The following is a 19212-nucleotide window of genomic DNA, read 5'->3' on the forward strand; positions in this document are numbered from 1 at the left end:
GTGGATTTTTTTTGTCCCTTTCTATTTGAATAATAATTAGTTAAAATATATGTGTGGGGAAAATACCAAATGAGAAATAGAAAAAAATCTAAAGGCAAATCAACACTATTTGTAGATATTATTTCACTTGGAATAACTTCAAAATTAAGAAAAAGAAAGAGACATGGACATGTTAAAAAACTTCGTTATGAAGTGCATGAGTCTGGAAAATTCAAAAATCATAACAAAAAATATGACGGATAAAATGGTCATTTATTAATATAAAATTGAAAAAATATTATGTATATATAATATTTTTTTATTCACTAAAGGAGAACTATGAAAATAATCATTATAGGTGGAAGTGCTGCCGGAATGGGAGCAGCAGCAAAACTTAAAAGAAACACTCCTGATGCAGAAGTTGTTGTATATCAAAAATCATCATATGTTTCTTTGGGAGCATGTGGTTTACCATATGTTATTGATGGAAAAGTAGAGAACGAGAAAGATTTATTATCAAGAAGTATTGCGGAATTTGAAAAAAGTGGAATTCAAGTTTTTACTAATATTGAAATTACAAAAGTTGATTTTGATAATAAGATTGTCTATGCAAACGGTGTTAAGGATAAATATGATAAGTTAATAATCGCTACAGGAGCAAGACCAATAGTTCCATCAATTCCTGGGGTTGATGGTGAAGGGGTTTATAGTTTAACTACTCTTGAAGACGGAGTTGAAGTTAGGGATAAGATTGCTAAAAATAATTCAATTAAATCTGTTGCCATTATTGGAGGAGGATTCATTGGAGTTGAAACCAGTGTTTCTTTAATCAATATGAATAAAAAAGTTAACTTAATAGAAATGCAAGACACTTTATTAAGCAAATCATTTGATCAAGATATGATTCATCATATTGAAGATGAACTTAAAATTAATGGTGTTCAAGTTTATACTTCTACACAAGTTTCTGAAATCCTTTTAAATGATAAGAAAGTTTGTGGAGTTAAATTCTCTAATGGTAAATCAATAGAAGTTGAAGCTGTGATATTATCTATTGGTTTCCAACCTAATACGTCTTTCTTAAAAGAAACTAAAATTAAATTGATGGATAATGGGGCTATATTGGTAAATACAAAATGTGAAACAAATATTAAAGATGTTTACAGTGGTGGTGATTGTAGTAGTTCTAAAAATTATATTACTGGTAAAGATATATATTCACCTCTTGCAACAGTGGCTTCAAAAATGGCAAAAGTTATTGCAGATAATATTAGTAATAAAAATATTAATTACGTAGGATCAATTCAAAGTGCTATGATTAAATTGTTCTCAAAAGAATCAGCTCGTACGGGTTTAACAGAATTACAAGCCAAAGCAGAAGGTATTGATTACCAAACAGTATTGATTAATGATAAAAATTATCCTTCATATTTAAAAGGTCAAACAGATATATCATTAAAATTAATAATGAACAAAAAAAGTAGAGAATTAATTGGAGCTCAAATTATTGGGAGTGATAATTCAATTCTAAGAATTAATGGAATAGTTTCGTTAATATGAGCTAAAACAAAAGTGGATTCAGCATTAGAACAAATAGACATGCCTTATGCTCCACCTTTTTCTAGAACACAAGATATATTGCATATTGCATTATCTAAATTAAACAAATAGGAGTTATATGAATACATTATTTAGCAATAAAATTCTTACAGATTTTATTGCAATTTCAACTTGACAATCACTAGTGGTAATAGGAATATTTTTATTCCTTCAAATAGGTTTTTGAATATTTTTGAAAAAGATTAAAATCCAATTTATATACCGAGTTTTATCTGGTATGTTACTTGGTTTATTATTTGGAATCATAGTTCAGGTAGCAATAGGATTTCCAGATTCATCAGATCTATATGAGAAGATTGACGGTAAAGTAACAACAATTTTCAAAGAAGAGTATAAATGATTGGAAGAATCATTAATTTGGTTATCTTTATTTAAAAACATATTTATAGCTGGTGTAATGATGATGTGTATACCAATAGTTTTTTTAGCAGTGTTAAGAATAACATCAAAAGTTGGAGTACGAGGTTTAAAAAAAATAACAATTAAGGGTGTTGCACTTTTATTGGCTAATGTAGCTATCGCATTTATATTAACTTTTTGATTAGGATACTTATTTAAAGTTGGAGATGGTCTTACACTTGAAAATAACGGTGAAATTGCGACAGAAGGTATGAAACCAATACCTCAATTAATTAGTGATTACATTCCAAAAAATATCGTTAGTGCGTTATCGGGAACTTTGATTATTCCGATTATGGTAATAGCAGCTTTAATGGGGATGTCAATTAGAATACTTTCAAAAAGAAATGGTCCGCAAATGGATAAATTAAGAGCTGGTACAGAAGTAGCATGAAAAATTTCAACATCAATGATGATGAACTTTATGAAGATATTGCCAATAGCGGTTATGGCTATGTTAGCTACCGCTATAGTTGGTAAACCAATTGGAGCTTTGGCATCAATTGGAAAAGTAATAGGTATTGGTTACTTAGCTTTGGCAATTTGTGTATTGATACTTACTTTACAAATTGCAGCTTCAGGTATCAATGTAAAACAATGATGAAAACAAGCATGAACACCATTTGTTCAAGCGTTTGCCACTCAATCAGCACTAGCAACATTACCAACTACTTTAACTAGTGTTGGAGAAGGTATGAAGGTAAATGAAAAAGCCGTAAATACAATTGGTTCTATGTCCACTACATTAGGTTTAATGGCTTGTGCAGGTGTACAAGCAGGTATTACAACAAGTTTATTATGAACTGCTAACTCTGATGGAGATGTTGTACACAGTATGGGGCTGTTACCTTTCTTCTTGATTGCGTTAATAGTAACAATGGTAGCCTCATTAGGTATAGCTGGAACACCAGGTACAGCAACTGTTGTTACAGTTGGTGTTTTGGGAGGTATGGGATTCGGTGGATTTATTGCGCCGGTGTTAGGAATAATTCAACCACTAGATGGAATATTTGATATGGGTAGAACTGGAGTCAATGTTCTTGGAGCTAATGCAGTAATACCAATTGTGGCTAAGTCAGAAGGGCTTATTGAAGATGGATCACCACTGTTAACAAAAAGATTAATTGCAAAGCAAAAAGAAATCCGAGTTAATAATGAATTTAAGTATTTAATGGAAGACGAAATAGCAATTGAACTAAATAAAAAAAATAAGGCAATTGTTAATAAAGAAATTAGCAAAGATGAAAAACAGAAAATTAAATTGGATTACAAACAATTTGTAGAAGATAAAAAAATGGATTTTTTGAAAGTAAAGCAAGAGTCAAAAGAAACTTATAAAAATGAATTAATTAATATTAAAAAATAAAAGAGTTCTTAAAACTCTTTTTTTATTTTTTGTTTTTGAAAAACAATTCCATTCAATAATGGGGCAGTAGGTTTTTTAACTTATTAACTTTACCATCTAAATACATCACTTCGCATTCGGAATTTTTAGGATTAATTTGCATAACAAATTCTCTACATACACCACATGGTGGAATCACTGCAAATGAATCATCAATTGCAACCATTTTTACAACTTCTGTTTCTCCCAATTTAATCATTTCACCGGCTGCTTGTCTTTCAGCACAATATCCAATTGAACAATGATTATTCAAACATATACCTGTATATAGATTTCCATTTTTTGTTAATAATGCTGCACCAACCATTCCACATTTAATTTCAGGCCCCAGGTCTCTTGTTCCTGTGTATTTTTTACATGCATCAATCATTTCTTTAAATTCCATAATAACTCCTATGGGTTTTTATTATATTACATTTTCTGAGCAATTAGAATAAAGTGAAGTATTAAAAAACACACTTATATTAAGTGTGTTTTAACTTAGTGTTTAATAATCAATTTAAAAAAACTATAATTAAATTAATCTCAGTTATTTAACTTCATATTTTCATCAATGTTTTCACTAAAATCTGAATAAGTTTCATTATGCTTTTTAAAGACTTTTTCTTGAATAGTTCACAGAACGCACGATGCAATTATAGACAATATAAAGAATAATAAAAATATAAATTGACCTGTTTGTACAAATGGAACTGCATCATTTGTTGGAATAATAAATATTACTACAGCCATTATATTAATTACTGCTAGCATGATAGAAGAAATAATTGCTGCTGGCCAAAAAACATATGAGTTCAATTTTTCAACTTTAACTTTATTTGTAAATCTGTTAATCATAGCTGCCACTATTAAAGTGTTAATAGCAATGAAAACATAAGCTGTTAATGCACTAGCCATTTGTCCGATAAAATCTCCAATTGCATTCATAAATAAACTTCTAGTTTCAATGTTTTCTCAAAGATCATATCCAGAGTTAATTCCTTCCCAATCCCCACGTGGTACAAAAGTCCCAAGTAATACTAATACTATATAAAATATTGTTGTTGACAAGAATTGCAGAAGTGCTACAAACTTAAAGTTTGCTTTTTCTTTTGGTAAATAAATTACTTTAGCGTTGTAGTCACTTAGCATTTCAGTCATACCAACACTTACAAAAACATTTGTTGAAGTAAAACATACCAACATCATCACTGTATTTGCTAAAATCACGGCCGCTCTATGACCTGAAGCACTATTACCAAATATTTTTGAAAGCACTCCAACAATAGAACCATCACCTCCACCAAACAAGGCAATAGCCATTATTACATAAAATACAGATACAAATATCATTCCTGCAATTAAAGCTTTAGGAACTTGTTCTTTATGAGTTGCTCCTTTTTGCATGTTTGCAATATATACATATCCATCAAAAGAAAGTAAGATAGCACCAAAACCTGAAAGAAAGGTAATTGCTGTTGCTCCTTGTTTATAGGTTTCGTCATTGAATGATGAGTTATCTCCTCATAAAACAAAACCTGCAATTAAAGCCACAAATAGTGGGATAAATTTAAATACAGATGCAAACAATTGTATACCTTTACAAACTTTTGGAATTCAAACATTTGATGCATATATTGTTATAAGTATAAAAATACCTACAAACAGATAAATAAATAGTTGTGATAAGGGGTTTATATAGATGTCTAAAGTTATTAAAAAATATGTAATAACGGGAGTCATAAATCCTGTAATTACAGATGGGATAAATATATAAGAATACATTACTGAAAATACAGATGCTGTTCTTCTTCCAACCCAAATTTTTAGTCAGTTACCCAAAGTACCATTTCCATGATTCATTGTTGATTTAGATATTTCAATAAAAATAACTACACTTAGTACAAGTACTAAACCAACAACTGCTCATAAGGAAGTTGCTACAATAGGGTTATTAGTTTGTGATAATAGTTCCTGGTTTTTTAAGTATATACCAGCTCCAATCACCATTCCTATTACTAATAGGAACATTGATCAAAATTCATAGGATTTTGATTTAGATTTTGATTTGTTCATTATTTGCCTCTACTCAATTATTTGTAAGTAAATTTTCATCAACAACACCTTCGAAACCATTGAAGGGATCTTTTTTTGCAAAGAATATTTCTTGAGCAATAAAGATTATTGTTGCGTAAAAAATACAGAATATTAATATTAATAAAAATATAAAACCATTTGATTCTACAAATGTAAAACCCTTGTCAGGAATCAAGAATGCAACGATACCAAAGATATTAAATACCATTATCATTAAACTTGAAACTATTGCAGCGGGTCAAAATAGTTTTACTTTAGGTACATCAACTTTACGCGTAAAGCGATTAATCATGGCTCCAAAAATTAACATATCTAACATAATAAAAACCATAACTGTTGTAGCAGATGAAAATGAATTAATGAAGTATGCAGCTTGATCTAGGTAGAGTGGTAGATCACCATTAAAATGCCCAACATTTGCGTTAACACCTTGTCATTCACCATGCGGAGCTAGAGTTCCCAATAGTATAGTTGCTATGAAATAAATTATAGTTAAAACAAATTGTAATAATGCAGCAGATTTAATGCTTGCTTTAGATTTTGGAATATAAATAATTTTACAGTTGTAGTCACTAAATATTTCGGTCATACCTAAATTTGTAAACATATTTACAGATAGTAAACAAACTAACATCATTATTATATTTGCAATAATTCAAGCAACATTTTCTGCTTCTTTACCACCACCAAATATTTTAGATAGAACTCCTTCAATTGTTCCGTTACCACCACCAAATGTAGCTAAGGCAATCAAGATGTAAAAGATAGTAACAAACACCATACCTGCAGTTAAAGCTTTAGATACTTGCTCTGGATGTTTTGCTCCACGTTGCATATTTGCAATATACACATAACCATCGAAAGAAAATAATATTGCACCAAATCCACCCAAAAATGAAAGTGCCTTAATATTTTCTGCCATTGCTGGATCATTAAATGAATTACTTGTTCCCATTCCTCAAAGAATGAATCCAGCAATCATAGCAACGATTAAAGGAATAAATTTAAATACTCCTCCAAATAATTGTAGATTTTTTGAATGTCTTGGAGAATATATATTTGTGATAACAAACAATGCAAGTATAGAAATACAACATGTTAAATAAATTGATAGTATTTCAACTGGTGATAATTCAATACCAATTGCTTGAATCATATATCCTACAACACCAGCTACAAACACTGATTGAGTAGTTGGCATATAAACAAAAGTATAAACAATTGCAAAAAAAGAAGCTATACGTCTATTTAAAAATAACTTTGATCAGTTACCAATTGTTCCATTACCAGATTTTAAAGTCGACTTAGAAATCTCCACAAAAACAACAACAGACATAATACAAACTAATCCAACTACACCTCATAGTGCTGTTGCAATAATTGGGTTACCTGTTTGAGCTAACAATTCTTTATTTTTTAAATAGATACCAGCACCAATAACTATACCAGCAACTAACAAGAACATAGATCAAAATTCTTTTGCTCTACTTGATTGTTTCATCTTAATTCTCCTTAATATTCATTAAATATATAATACCTATTATTAACTAATATTTTGTATAATATATTTTATATGGCGCTATGGCCAAGGGGTTCAAGGCATGGGTCTGCAACACCCTGATCGTCGGTTCGAATCCGACTAGCGCCTCCAATAAGAAAGTAACACTCCAACAAGGAGTTTTTTTATTATTAAATTATAATAATAATTTCCAATAAATTGACACAATATTGTAAAAATTATTTAATCATATAATATTGTTAATAGGGGGAAAATTATATGAGTATAACAAGTTTAATTCTTACGGAATTATTTGGTACAGCACTTTTAATCATTATGGGTAATGGTATTGTAGCAAATGTAGTTCTAAAGGGAACAAAAGGAGAAAATGCTGGATGGCTTTCAATTACGATAGGTTGAGGGTTTGCAGTTACTGTGGCAGCACTAATATCTAATTCATTTGATGGAGCTGGTTGATTAAATCCAGCAGTTACATTAGGTGTAATGATTAATGGAATTGGTGATGCAGTTGCAATACCTTTGGATATGACAAATGGACAAGCTTTGGCTTTCTGTTTTGGAATAATGTTTATTCAAATTATTGGAGCATTTTTAGGTCAACTATTACTAGATATTTTATATTGAAAACATATTAAAATGACACTTTCAGATGGTGAACTTGGATGTAGTAATGTGTTGGGTATGCATTCAACAGGAGCAACAACAAAATCAATTCCATTAAATTTCTTAATGGAAATGGTTGCAACTGCAATATTGGTATTTGCAATTTTAGGATTAGGACACTGAACTGTTTCAGGATTCATTGGTCCAATTATTGTTGGAATAGTTGTATTGGCAATCGGTCTATCACTTGGTGGTACAACAGGTTATGCAATTAATCCAGCTCGTGACCTAGGTCCAAGAATAGCACACATGCTGTTATTTAAAAAATCTGGATCTGTTTCAGATTGAACATATGCATGAATACCAGTACTTGCACCATTAGCTGGTGGAGCACTAGCTGGTGTAATAACATTATTAGCAAATTAGATAAGGAATAAAAAATATGAAAAAATATGATATCTGCATAATTGGTGGAGGAATTATTGGAGCTTCAATAGCTCGTGAATTGGCAAAATACAATGTAGATTTAGTAATCTTAGAAGCAAACTCAAGAGTTGCTTTAGAAACAACATCGGGAAATTCAGGATTAGTCCATGGAGGGTTTGACCCAACACCTGGAAGATTAAACGCTAGTTTAAATCAAAAGGGTAAATTAAGATATGAAGATTGAATTAGAGATATGGAATTTCCATATTTAAGAATAGATTCAACAGTTGTAGCTTTCAACAAAGAAGAAATGAAACATATTTATATGTTATATGATCGCGGAATAACTAATGGTTTAAAACCAAGTGAAATGGAGATTATAGATTCAAAAGAACTTCACCGACGAGAACCAAATATATCAAAAGAAGCTGTTGGGGCTCTTGTGTGTAATTCATCTATTGCAGTTGATGCACCAGAGCTGACGAAAGTATTATTTTCTAATGCAATTAGAAATAAAGCAGAACTACATGTTAATTCAAAAGTGTTAGAAATTAAAAAAATAAATGATGCATTTGAAATTAAAACAAGTAAAGGTGAAATTATAAATTCAAAATTTATAATCAATGCTGCTGGGCATTACGCAGACGTAATTGCCAAAATGGCTGGTTATCCTGACTTTAACTTAGTAACAAAACGTGGAGAATACAGGATACTAGAAAAAACTGAAGCAGGTATTGTTAATTCTGTTGTGTTTATGGTTCCAACAATTCACGGAAAGGGTGTAATTGTATCACCTATGTTAAATGGTCATGTTTTAGTTGGTCCCACTGCAGAAGATGGGGTTCCTAAAGATGAAACAAGATTAGTCACTCAAAAGCAATTTGACTTTATTGGAGATATTGGTAAAAAACTAATTCCATCAATAAATATGAATAAGACATGTATGACACTATCTGGATCAAGACCTATTGAGCCAATTGAAAATGATTTTTGAATCAAGCCAGCTAAGGATGATAATTACTTTATTAATGTAGCTGGTATGAAATCTCCAGCTATTGCTTCAGCTCCAGCCATCGCAGATTATGTAATTGAATTAGTAGAAAAAGTAGAAAAATTAAACAAGAGAAAAGATTGAAATCCAAAAGAAAAATCAATCTTGCCTCTAAGTTAAAATAAGGAGATAAATATGGAAAAATATATTGTTACATTGGACGAAGGTACTACTAGTGCTAGAACTCTAATTACAAATAAAAAGGGTAAAATTATTTCTGTTGCTCAATCTGAGTTTCCACAGTATTTTCCTAAAGATGGTTGAGTTGAACATGATGCGAATCAAATTTGAAATACACAACGTTCAACAATTACAACAGCTTTAAATAAGGCAAATATTGAAGGTAAGCAAATTTCTGCAATTGGTATTACAAACCAAAGAGAAACTGCAGTAATTTGAAATAGAGAAACAGGGGTTCCAATATATAATGCGATTGTATGACAAGATACAAGAACAGCTAAGTGATGTGAATCAATGAAGCAAGAAGAAGTAGATATGGTTAAAAAGAAAACTGGTTTAATAATAAATCCGTATTTCTCAGCTACAAAAGTTAAATGAATATTAGATAACGTTGAAGGTGCAAGAGAACTTGCAAAAGAAGGTAAACTAATGTTTGGGACAATAAATACATGATTAATCTATAGACTGACAGGTGGTGAAGTTTTTGTTACAGACCATACTAATGCTCAAAGAACATTAATGTATAACATTCACACAAATGATTGAGATGATGAATTATTGAAATTATTTGATATTCCAAGAAGTATCTTGCCAGAAATAAAATCTTGTTCTGAAGAATATGGAATAACTTATGCTGGTTTAATTAATAAACAAGATCTGACACAAATTCCAATTTGTTCTTCTATTGGAGATCAACAATCAGCATTATTTGGACAATTATGTGTAAATGATGGTGAATCAAAAATTACCTATGGAACAGGATGTTTTATCCTAATGAATACAGGTGAAAAACGTGTTATGTCTAGCCATGGGTTGCTTACAACTGTAGCTGTTGCATACAATGGAAAAATAACATATGCACTTGAAGGTTCAGTCATGGTTGCTGGTTCAGCTATTCAATGGCTACGTGATAATTTAAGAATTGTTTATAACGCTGTTGAAACAGAATGATATGCAGGTCAAGTTACTGATGACAGAAGAATTTATGTTGTCCCTTCATTTACAGGATTAGGTTCACCATATTGAGATGCCTATTCTCGTGGAGGTATCTTTGGATTAGACAGAGGTACTAAACGTGAACATATTGTGCGTGCAACTCTAGAAGCAATTGCATATCAAGCAAATGATGTCGTTAGAGCTATGCAAAAAGATATTAAAGCTCCATTAAAAATATTAAAAGTTGATGGTGGAGCTTCAAACAATAAGTTTTTAATGCAATTTCAAGCTGACATTTCTCAATCTAAAGTTGTAAAACCAGTAAATGTTGAAACAACTGCAATGGGAGCAGCTTATCTTGCAGGGTTATCAATTGGGTACTGAAAAGATGTTGAAGAAATCAAAAAAAATTATGTAGAAGATTTTGTCTTATCTCCAACAATTGATGAGAAAAAGGCTGCATGATTAAACAAAGGTTGAAGTACAGCAGTTGAAAGAACATTCTCATGATTAAAAGATATTGAATAAAATCATAAGTTTTGGATTTAAAAAAAGAACAAATAAAACACAAGGTCTTAAATTACTTTGTGTTTTTATTAGTTCAAAATTAATTTGAAATTTAAACCGTTTTTAAGGGAATAGATAATTTTTAATATATAATTTATTTTGTCTATAAGTATAGGCACAATTTATATATAATATTTATGATATTTCACATGCGCCCTTAGATCAATTGGATAGATCGTTTGACTACGGATCAAAAGGTTAGGGGTTCGAGTCCCTTAGGGCGCGCCAGCAAGAAACATCACAAATATTCATACCAGTAATATTTGTTATATAACGAGAAGTGGCTCAGCTTGGTAGAGCATTCGGTTTGGGACCGAAGGGTCGCAGGTTCGAATCCTGTCTTCTCGACCATTTATTTGGGCCCGTAGCTCAGCTGGGAGAGCACCTGCCTTGCACGCAGGGGGTCGTCGGTTCGATCCCGATCGGGTCCACCAAATATGGCGGGGTAGCTCAGCTGGTTAGAGCGCTCGGCTCATACCCGGGAGGTCGCGAGTTCAAGTCTCGCCCCCGCTACCATATTTATATTAATTATTTTGGACATTTAGCTCAGTTGGTTAGAGCTCCCGGCTCATAACCGGGCGGTCATTGGTTCAAGTCCAATAATGTCCACCAAATTCGACGCCAGAAACGGCTTCGCTATGAGGACCATAAAAAAATTTTACGGAAGATTACCCAAGCCTGGCTGAAGGGGTCGGTCTTGAAAACCGAGAGTCGGGGAAACCCGAGCGGGGGTTCGAATCCCTCATCTTCCGCCATTTTTTATATATCGCGGGATAGAGCAGTTGGTAGCTCGTCGGGCTCATAACCCGAAGGTCGTAGGTTCAAGTCCTGCTCCCGCAACCAATGGCCCCATAGCGAAGTTGGTTATCGCGCCTCCCTGTCACGGAGGAGATCACGAGTTCGAGTCTCGTTGGGGTCGCCATTAATGGTTTTGTAGCTCAGTTGGTAGAGCAATTGATTGAAGCTCAATGTGTCGGCGGTTCAATTCCGTTCAAAACCACCATTTCGAAATATAGCTCAGCTGGTTAGAGCACTCCGCTGATAACGGAGAGGTCGGTGGTTCAAGTCCACTTATTTCGACCATTTAGAAGATGAAATGGAACAAGGAGAAATCCTTTTTTTTTTTTTTTTAAATTCAATGTTAAAGTGAAACCTTAAATCAATTAATAACTAATTTTATTAATGTATATAATTAAATTAAGGAAATTATTTATGAATTGAGCAAATAGAGTTACATTAATTAGATTAGTGTTAATCCCAATAATAATTATTGTGATGTTTTTAGGGCCAGCAAAAGGTTATGGATGAGATGTTATAACAACAAAATTTACATCAGGAAATTATTCACTTTCATTAACAGATTTATTAGCGGGAATATTATTTATCTTAGCTTCACTATCAGATATGTTGGATGGATATATAGCAAGAAAATATAATCAAGTTACAAGTTTTGGAAAGTTTTTTGATTCAATTGCTGATAAATTATTAACAAACTTATTACTTGTAGTTTTTGCAGTAATTGGAATATTACCATTGTGAATAGTATTAATCTTTATTGGTAGAGATTTTATTATTGATGTTGTAAGACAGTTACTTGCTTCACAAAAAACTATTATGTCTGCAAATAATCTTGGTAGATATAAAGCAGCAATACAAATGTTGGGATTGTCAATATTATTTTTTGTAGGGTTAGCAAGTTGAAATGACAATGGAGAATGACTATATGGTGAATTTGGTTTAATTAACCAAATCGTTATGATTCCAACATATACAGCAGCAATATTATCGGTTGCAGCAGCATTGAACTACATGATATTAAATAAAGAAGTTTTATTTAGTATGTCATCAGATCATGGACATGGAGAAAAAAATGAATAAAAAATGAGCACTTATAACAGGTGCTTCTAAAGGATTGGGATTTGAATATTGTGATCTTTTATTGGAACAAGGTTATGACATAATTGGTGTTGCAAGAAACACAACTAGTTTAGAACAATTGAAAAACAAGTATACAGATAGAGAAGTTATTGCAATTAACATGGACCTAAGTAATAATGAAAATTGTTTTAAATTAATTGAACAAGTAAAAGAAAAAAATATTGAGCTGGTTATTAATAATGCAGGTTATGGTGTTTGGGGAATGTTTGAAAAATCAGATACTATGTCTGAAATGAACATGATTGATTTAAACATTAAATCTTTGCATATATTAACTAAAGAATTTGTAAAAATTTTTAAAGTTAAAAATGTAGGAAGAATTATTAATGTTGGTTCTATGGCAGCTTTTACTCCCGGACCAGTATTTGCTGGTTACTATGCTTCGAAGGCTTATGTAGTATCTCTTGGTGAAGCAGTTAACTTAGAATTAAAAAAAGCTAAATCAAAGGTGCGTGTTATTACAATATGTCCTGGACCACTAAAAACGGATTTTTGAAATAGAAGTTCTAATCAAATTGACGCAACTTATTATTCAAAGGTAAAAGTTATGAGTACTAGAACTTATGCTATTAAATCTTTGCGTAAATGTTTAAAAACAAATAAATCAGTAGTTATTATTGGAAAAATGAATAAGCTTGCAAAATTTGGTATTAAAATTGCTCCAAGAAAAACAGTACTAACAAAAATGTATAAATACCAAAAAGAGAGATAGGAGACATAGACGGTGTATGGAATTTTCACATAAAGCAATTGAAAAAAAATGACAAGTAATTTGAAAAAAAAATAATGCATTCGCTACTAAAGATAATAGCGATAAAAAAGCTTACATTCTTGATATGTTTCCATATCCGTCTGGGGCTGGATTGCATGTTGGCCACACAAAGGGTTATACTGCAACAGATATATATTCAAGGTTTAAAAGATTAAATGGATATGATGTTTTGCACCCAATGGGATATGACGCTTTTGGATTGCCAGCTGAACAATACGCTCTTAAAACTGGAAATGATCCTAGAGATTTCACAATAAAAAATATTGAAGTTTTTAGAACTCAACTAGAAAAAATGGGTTACTCATATGATCCAAATAAAGAGGTAATTACATCTGATCCAAATTATTACAAAATTACACAACAAATTTTTATTAAACTTTACAAAAAGGGTTTAGCAGAAATTAGAAATGTGAACGTAAACTGATGTCCTGAATTAGGTACAGCATTGGCAAATGAAGAAGTGATTAATAAAGACGGAAAAATGATTTCTGAAGTTGGTGGTTTTGAAGTATTTAAAAAACCAATGAGACAATGAGTTTTAAAGATTACTGACTATGCTGAAAGGTTACTAAAAGGTCTTGATAATATTGATATGCCTAAGTCTATTAAAGATTTGCAAAAAAATTGGATAGGTAAATCGGAAGGCGCAATAGTTGAATTTGATGTAAAAAATTCAGAAAAAAAACTGAATGTATTTACAACTCGTATTGATACTATTTATGGGGTTACTTACTTAGTTGTTGCACCAGAAAATGAAATTGTATCAGAGTTAACAACTGAAGATAATAAAAAAGATGTTGATGAATATGTTTCAAAAACATTATCAAAATCAGATATTGAAAGACAAGATGAGTCAAAACCTAAATCTGGAGTATTTATAGGAAGCTATGCAATAAATCCAATTACTAAAGAAGAAATACCTGTATGAATTAGTGATTATGTATTAAATGATTATGCAACAGGAGTTATTATGGCAGTTCCTGCTCATGATCCACGCGATTGAGAATTTGCTAAAAAATTTAAATTACCAATTAAATTTGTATTAAAAGCAGATGATGAAAGTAAGGCTTTTATTGGTAAATCTGAATACATTAATTCAAAATTAATTGAAGGTATGGATGTTATAAAAGCCAAAGATATACTAATTAAATTTTTGGCAGAATATAAGAAGGCTAGCGTAAAAGTAAATTACAAGTTACGTGATTGATTGTTTTCAAGACAAAGATTTTATGGAGAACCATTTCCTGTTGCATTTGATAATAATCAAAATATTGTATTATTGGAAAAATCTTTACCAGTTGAATTACCAAAAACAGATTATATTAAACCATCGGGTACTGGAGAATCTCCTCTTGCTAACATCAAGGATTGATTGAATATTGAAGTTGATGGTAAAAAACTTGTAAGAGAAACAAATACAATGCCTCAATCTGCTGCTTCATCTTGATATCACTTGGCTTATATTTTAGCTAAAGCTCCAAATCAATTTACTGATTTGGAATCACCAGAAGCAATGAAATTGTTTAAAAAATGGTTACCAGTTGATTTATATATTGGTGGGCAAGAACATGCTGTGGGGCATTTGCTGTACATCAGATTTTGGCATCAAGTATTATTTGATTTAGGAATTGTTCCCACTCAAGAACCTTTTAATAAATTAATTAATCAAGGTATGGTTCTTGATAACAACGGAACTAAGATGTCAAAATCTAAAGGTAATGTTGTAAATCCTGATGACATTATTGAATCACATGGAGCAGACGCTCTTCGATTATTTATTGCATTCATGGGGCCAATTGAAGCTTCGTTGCAATGGAGTGAAGATGGATTGGATAGTTCGCGCAAATGAATTGATCGTGTTTATAGAATGATAAACACATTTGAAATTACAAACAAGAATGATGGTTCACTTGAAGTTGCTTATAACAAGATGGTAAAAAATTTTGGGCAAATGATTAATGACTATAAGTTTAATACAGCTATTTCACAATTAATGGTTTTTGTAAATGAAGTTTATGCACAACAAAAACCAATATATATTGAGTACCTAAAAAATTTCTTGATAATGTTATCAATAATTACTCCACATGTATGTGAAGAATTATGAGAAAAATTAAACCAAAAAGGTTCTGTTTGTGATCAAACTTGACCAAAATTTGATGAATCAAAGTTAATTGAAAATACCGTTACTATTGCAGTACAAATAAATGGTAAATTACGAGCAACATTTAAAGTAAATCGTGGGACTAAATCACCTGAGTTGTTAAAAACTGCAAAATTAATCGATTTAATTAAAAATCAATTAGAAGATAAAACACTAATAAAGGAAATAGCAGTTCCAGATAGAATTGTAAACTTTGTAATCAAGTAGAAATACTTGGTTTTTTTTATTTATAATAACTAATAAACGAGGAAAAGATAATGAAAACAAGTAGAAATTTAGACTTTACAATTAAAGTTATTATTCTTAATATATTAGTTGCTTTTTTAATTTTTGACTTTTGTTCTCAAATTTGATTACCTAAATACAACTTGGGTGGAATACCTACTATTGAAAGAATTAATATTTATTATGCATTCTGAACTACACAATCAAACTATATTGTTGTGTTTTATTTAATATTCACAATCTCATTACAAAAAATCTATGGAACACAAAGATTACTTGGGTTAGAAATAGCAGTTACAACATATATTACAGTTACATTTATAGTTTTTTGGTTTGGGCTATTGGCATCACCAGATGAAATAGGTGCTTATCGTCCAATAAATTGAGTATCAACAATTGTACTTCATTTAGCAATACCAATGTTCATGGTATTTAACTTTGCAACATCAACTGGTAATGTTTATATGTCAATTGAAGAATTCAACAAAGTTGGAATTTTATTGGTTTGTGCTTATCCATTTTTATATTTAATTTTTGTTATGGTTAGGGGTGAATTAAGATTTATTCAATATAGCGAAGCTTTTTTCGAGCATATATATTCATATAATGATAACAACACGTTTCCTGGATGGGAAAGTTTATTTGGCCCAGATGGAGTAGTAATCGGAATAATAGATCGAGAGGCAAGATTCGGATCACAATTCTACTATCCATACTGATTTTTAGACATTCATAAATATCGCTTAACTTATAATTTAAATAGTGATGGTACTCAAATTGTATCTTTTGCGCACGACAATCCACAATGAACTTACATAGTAATGTTTGTTGGATCATGTTTTGGAATTGCTGGAGTTTTTATTGGTGTTACATTAGGTTTCTTATCATTAAACAATTCAAAATATTACAGATGGCACACATTGAATGATGTTGTTTTATCAAAAGAAGAACATGATTATCGTATGGCACAAAGAAAAGCTAATAGATATGCTGCCAAACAAGAAAGACGAAAAGTTAGAATTCATGATAAAGTTGAATGATTAAATTTCAAACGTAAATTAAGACTGATTCCAAAAGAATATCACGAGCGTGAAATTGAAGAATTCAAACGTGAAAAAAATCAAATTTGAGCAGAACAGCAATGAGGAATTGAAGAATACATTATTGCTAAGAGGCAATACAAAAAAGTTTTTGATGACATGATTGCTGGTCTGTCTAAAAAAGATTCAGATATAGTTCTTCGAAATATAAAAGAAGCAAAACGTTTCCAAAAATTAGTAAAAAAAGGTGTAACAATCTCAAAAGTAAGGTTTGAATAAACCTTATTTTTTTTGTATATAATATAATTAAAATAAATATCTAAGGGGTTTACTACATGGCTGATAAAAATTCAAAAACAAATACTGATATTTCTGATAAGATTTTAGAAGATAATGTACCAAAATTTCGTGAACTTGTTGAACAACGTATGAATAAAATCATGGCAGAAGAGAACTACAAGGTTGTTGAAAACAAGAGAATAGATGCAACTTCTTCACTTGATTCTAAAGGTAGACCAAAAACTTATAGAAATATAATTAATCAAAGAAAAGAGGATTATGAAGAAGGTACGTTAGACATTGATAAAGTTGATACAACTGAATTCAATAATTATTCATCATTTGTAACGGACTCATTGGGCAAAAATGTGACGTTACCAGAGTCAGCTCAAGAAAAAAAACTAGATGAATTAAGAACTAAACCAAAATCTAGTCTAACTTATACAGAAAGAAAATTATTAAACCAAGGTTCTTCATTGAACGGGCAAAATCAAATGCAAGCCAATGCACTTGACAATAGACGTAAAGAACTTGACGTTGAATTGGCTGGAAAAAGAAGATCAAATAATGATAGTTATATTGAAGGTATTGAGATTCCAGTTCACTTTAACCGTGAATTAAAAATCTCGGACAATGCAACAGGTGAAGTTATTAGCACAAAATACAAGAACACAGTTGAAGGACGCCATGATTTTGTTATATGACTTAAGTTGAATGGTATTTATGATAGAGTAGAAAAAAAATTACCACCAGTTACTGGAGATCAAGCTTTATTAAAAGAGAAATTGGATGAAGAAGCTAAAATTCAGAGGGTATCAATTAGGGCAACTTTAAATAATGAAACAGGTTTTAAAATTGAAAGACCTCAACCGGTTAAAGTTAAAAAACCAAAGCAACCGAAAAAAAATTTAATTGCAGCTTCAGGTCCTCAATTGCCAGAACCAAGTGAAATCACTAGTCGTCGCGATGAAATATCATTGGCAAAAAAAAGATTTGTTGAAAAACCCTTATCGAATCCAAATTCAATAAAACCTGTATCAACTAAACAAAGCCAAAAACTATTGATTAATTTACCTTCACAAAAAAGTGAGAATAGTAAAAAAGATAATAAGAAAAATTCTAGTGAACCAATTATTAAATTGCCGTCAACAAAAACTGAAATTTCTAATGTTGTTAAATCAGCTGCTACTACAATAAAACATAGAACAAAAACAGATGATTTAGCTCAATTGAAAAAAGAAATAATTTTATTAAAAAAAGAATTATTAGATAACAAAGTTAATAGAGAAGTTTATAATACTGTTGACTTTGAAGCGGATGTTAATAAGGGGTTTTCTGATGCAGATGTTATGTTTGGATTAGAGGACTTTGAATCAAGACCGGTTACAAAAAAAACATTAGAAATTGTTAGAAGTACAGTTCAACCAAACACACTTTCTACAAGTATTGATATGTCAAGAATAATCAAATTAAAAAATAAATTACGAGAAAATGATTCTGCATTCCCATTTTCATCAATGGCGTTTGTTGTTAAAGCATTATCTACGGCATTAGAAAAATTCCCAGTTTTCAATGGTAGATTTGATAAAACAAATCAACAACCGGTAAATGTTAAAAAGCATGATATTGGAGTTATTATTGAAACTGATGAAAAAACCGTTGTTCCTGTAGTTTCTATGGCAAATGGTTTATCAATTAAGGAATTAGGAAATAAGCTAATCGGAATTACATCTGATATCAGAAGAGGAAGAAATCTACCTGAAGAACATTCATCAATTAAAATAGGTACATTTACTGGATCATCAACATTTATGAAACCAACTTTAGAAGGTGGAAATGTAGCTATTGTTGCTATGAGTAAAATTATTAAAAAGCCATTTGAATATAAAGGAAAAATTTATAGTAAGGCTTCAATGAACTTTGTATTGACATATGATCAAAGGGTTTCTAGTGAAGAACAAGCAAATGAATTTATAAAATGAATCAAATACTTATTGGAAACACCAGAAATATTAACATTATCTTAAAAACAA

General features: G+C 30.8%; 14 protein-coding genes and 11 tRNA genes. 22 read left to right on the plus strand and 3 right to left on the minus strand.

Features of this window, described 5'->3' with window-relative positions; all coding sequences use genetic code 4:
* Positions 1-69 precede the first annotated feature (69 nt).
* From STIUS_RS00630 to STIUS_RS00640, 3 genes are all read left to right on the plus strand, one after another.
* Complete coding sequence (locus STIUS_RS00630) at positions 70-243, plus strand: hypothetical protein (protein ID WP_162649346.1); 174 nt, start codon at positions 70-72, stop codon at positions 241-243.
* Positions 244-318: 75 nt separating this feature from the next.
* Complete coding sequence (locus STIUS_RS00635; RefSeq protein ID WP_162649347.1) at positions 319-1650, plus strand: CoA-disulfide reductase; 1332 nt, start codon at positions 319-321, stop codon at positions 1648-1650.
* 7 nt (positions 1651-1657) lie between these two features.
* On the plus strand, positions 1658-3364 hold the full coding sequence (locus STIUS_RS00640; RefSeq protein ID WP_162649348.1) for a cation:dicarboxylate symporter family transporter: 1707 nt from the start codon (positions 1658-1660) through the stop codon (positions 3362-3364).
* A 22-nt stretch (positions 3365-3386) separates the two neighbouring features.
* Here STIUS_RS00640 and STIUS_RS00645 read toward each other — a convergent pair whose 3' ends face one another.
* From STIUS_RS00645 to STIUS_RS00655, 3 genes are all read right to left on the minus strand, one after another.
* The gene (locus tag STIUS_RS00645) at positions 3387-3788 is read right to left on the minus strand and encodes a cytidine deaminase (protein WP_162649349.1); all 402 of its coding nucleotides are present in this window, start codon (positions 3786-3788) and stop codon (positions 3387-3389) included.
* Positions 3789-3922: 134 nt separating this feature from the next.
* The gene (locus tag STIUS_RS00650) at positions 3923-5458 is read right to left on the minus strand and encodes an amino acid permease (RefSeq protein WP_162649350.1); all 1536 of its coding nucleotides are present in this window, start codon (positions 5456-5458) and stop codon (positions 3923-3925) included.
* Entirely contained in the window at positions 5439-6980 is a 1542-nt protein-coding gene (locus STIUS_RS00655) for an APC family permease (RefSeq protein ID WP_162649351.1), read from the minus strand. The genes STIUS_RS00650 and STIUS_RS00655 overlap by 20 nt, the downstream gene beginning before the upstream one ends.
* A 74-nt stretch (positions 6981-7054) precedes the next feature.
* On the opposite strand from STIUS_RS00655, the gene STIUS_RS00660 reads away from it, so the two are divergent.
* From STIUS_RS00660 to STIUS_RS00750, 19 genes are all read left to right on the plus strand, one after another.
* A tRNA-Cys gene (locus tag STIUS_RS00660) sits at positions 7055-7130 on the plus strand.
* Between the two features lie 126 nt (positions 7131-7256).
* Entirely contained in the window at positions 7257-8027 is a 771-nt protein-coding gene (locus STIUS_RS00665; protein WP_162649352.1) for an MIP/aquaporin family protein, read from the plus strand.
* A 16-nt stretch (positions 8028-8043) separates the two neighbouring features.
* Complete coding sequence (gene glpO / locus STIUS_RS00670) at positions 8044-9198, plus strand: type 2 glycerol-3-phosphate oxidase (protein WP_162649353.1); 1155 nt, start codon at positions 8044-8046, stop codon at positions 9196-9198.
* A 15-nt stretch (positions 9199-9213) separates the two neighbouring features.
* A complete protein-coding gene (gene glpK / locus STIUS_RS00675; protein ID WP_162649354.1) occupies positions 9214-10722 on the plus strand; it encodes a glycerol kinase GlpK in 1509 nt (502 codons plus the stop codon).
* Between the two features lie 190 nt (positions 10723-10912).
* Positions 10913-10989 (plus strand) — tRNA-Arg (locus STIUS_RS00680).
* Between the two features lie 46 nt (positions 10990-11035).
* A tRNA-Pro gene (locus STIUS_RS00685) sits at positions 11036-11112 on the plus strand.
* A 7-nt stretch (positions 11113-11119) separates the two neighbouring features.
* Positions 11120-11195, plus strand: a tRNA-Ala gene (locus tag STIUS_RS00690).
* A gap of 5 nt (positions 11196-11200) precedes the next feature.
* Positions 11201-11277 (plus strand) — tRNA-Met (locus STIUS_RS00695).
* A gap of 19 nt (positions 11278-11296) precedes the next feature.
* Positions 11297-11373 (plus strand) — tRNA-Ile (locus tag STIUS_RS00700).
* Between the two features lie 50 nt (positions 11374-11423).
* Positions 11424-11516, plus strand: a tRNA-Ser gene (locus STIUS_RS00705).
* Positions 11517-11528: 12 nt separating this feature from the next.
* A tRNA-Met gene (locus tag STIUS_RS00710) sits at positions 11529-11604 on the plus strand.
* Between the two features lie 2 nt (positions 11605-11606).
* Positions 11607-11683: transfer RNA gene (locus STIUS_RS00715), tRNA-Asp, on the plus strand.
* Between the two features lie 5 nt (positions 11684-11688).
* A tRNA-Phe gene (locus STIUS_RS00720) sits at positions 11689-11764 on the plus strand.
* A gap of 3 nt (positions 11765-11767) precedes the next feature.
* Positions 11768-11844, plus strand: a tRNA-Ile gene (locus STIUS_RS00725).
* Positions 11845-11973: 129 nt separating this feature from the next.
* Positions 11974-12639 (plus strand): CDP-diacylglycerol--glycerol-3-phosphate 3-phosphatidyltransferase, encoded by a 666-nt coding sequence (pgsA, locus tag STIUS_RS00730; protein WP_162649355.1) that lies wholly within the window; start codon positions 11974-11976, stop codon positions 12637-12639.
* The gene (locus STIUS_RS00735) at positions 12632-13411 is read left to right on the plus strand and encodes an SDR family oxidoreductase (RefSeq protein WP_238988692.1); all 780 of its coding nucleotides are present in this window, start codon (positions 12632-12634) and stop codon (positions 13409-13411) included. Before pgsA ends, STIUS_RS00735 begins: the two co-directional genes overlap by 8 nt.
* Before the next feature lie 16 nt (positions 13412-13427).
* Positions 13428-15842, plus strand: coding sequence for a leucine--tRNA ligase (leuS, locus tag STIUS_RS00740; RefSeq protein ID WP_162649356.1), 2415 nt, complete (start codon positions 13428-13430; stop codon positions 15840-15842).
* Between the two features lie 50 nt (positions 15843-15892).
* Positions 15893-17179 carry a hypothetical protein gene (locus STIUS_RS00745; RefSeq protein ID WP_162649357.1) on the plus strand — a complete coding sequence of 429 codons (1287 nt, stop codon included), beginning with the start codon at positions 15893-15895 and terminating at the stop codon, positions 17177-17179.
* Between the two features lie 56 nt (positions 17180-17235).
* A complete protein-coding gene (locus STIUS_RS00750) occupies positions 17236-19206 on the plus strand; it encodes a 2-oxo acid dehydrogenase subunit E2 (RefSeq protein WP_162649358.1) in 1971 nt (656 codons plus the stop codon).
* Positions 19207-19212 lie beyond the last annotated feature (6 nt).

Source organism: Spiroplasma sp. TIUS-1 (genome assembly GCF_010365785.1).
GTDB lineage: Bacteria > Bacillota_I > Bacilli_A > Mycoplasmatales > Mycoplasmataceae > TIUS-1.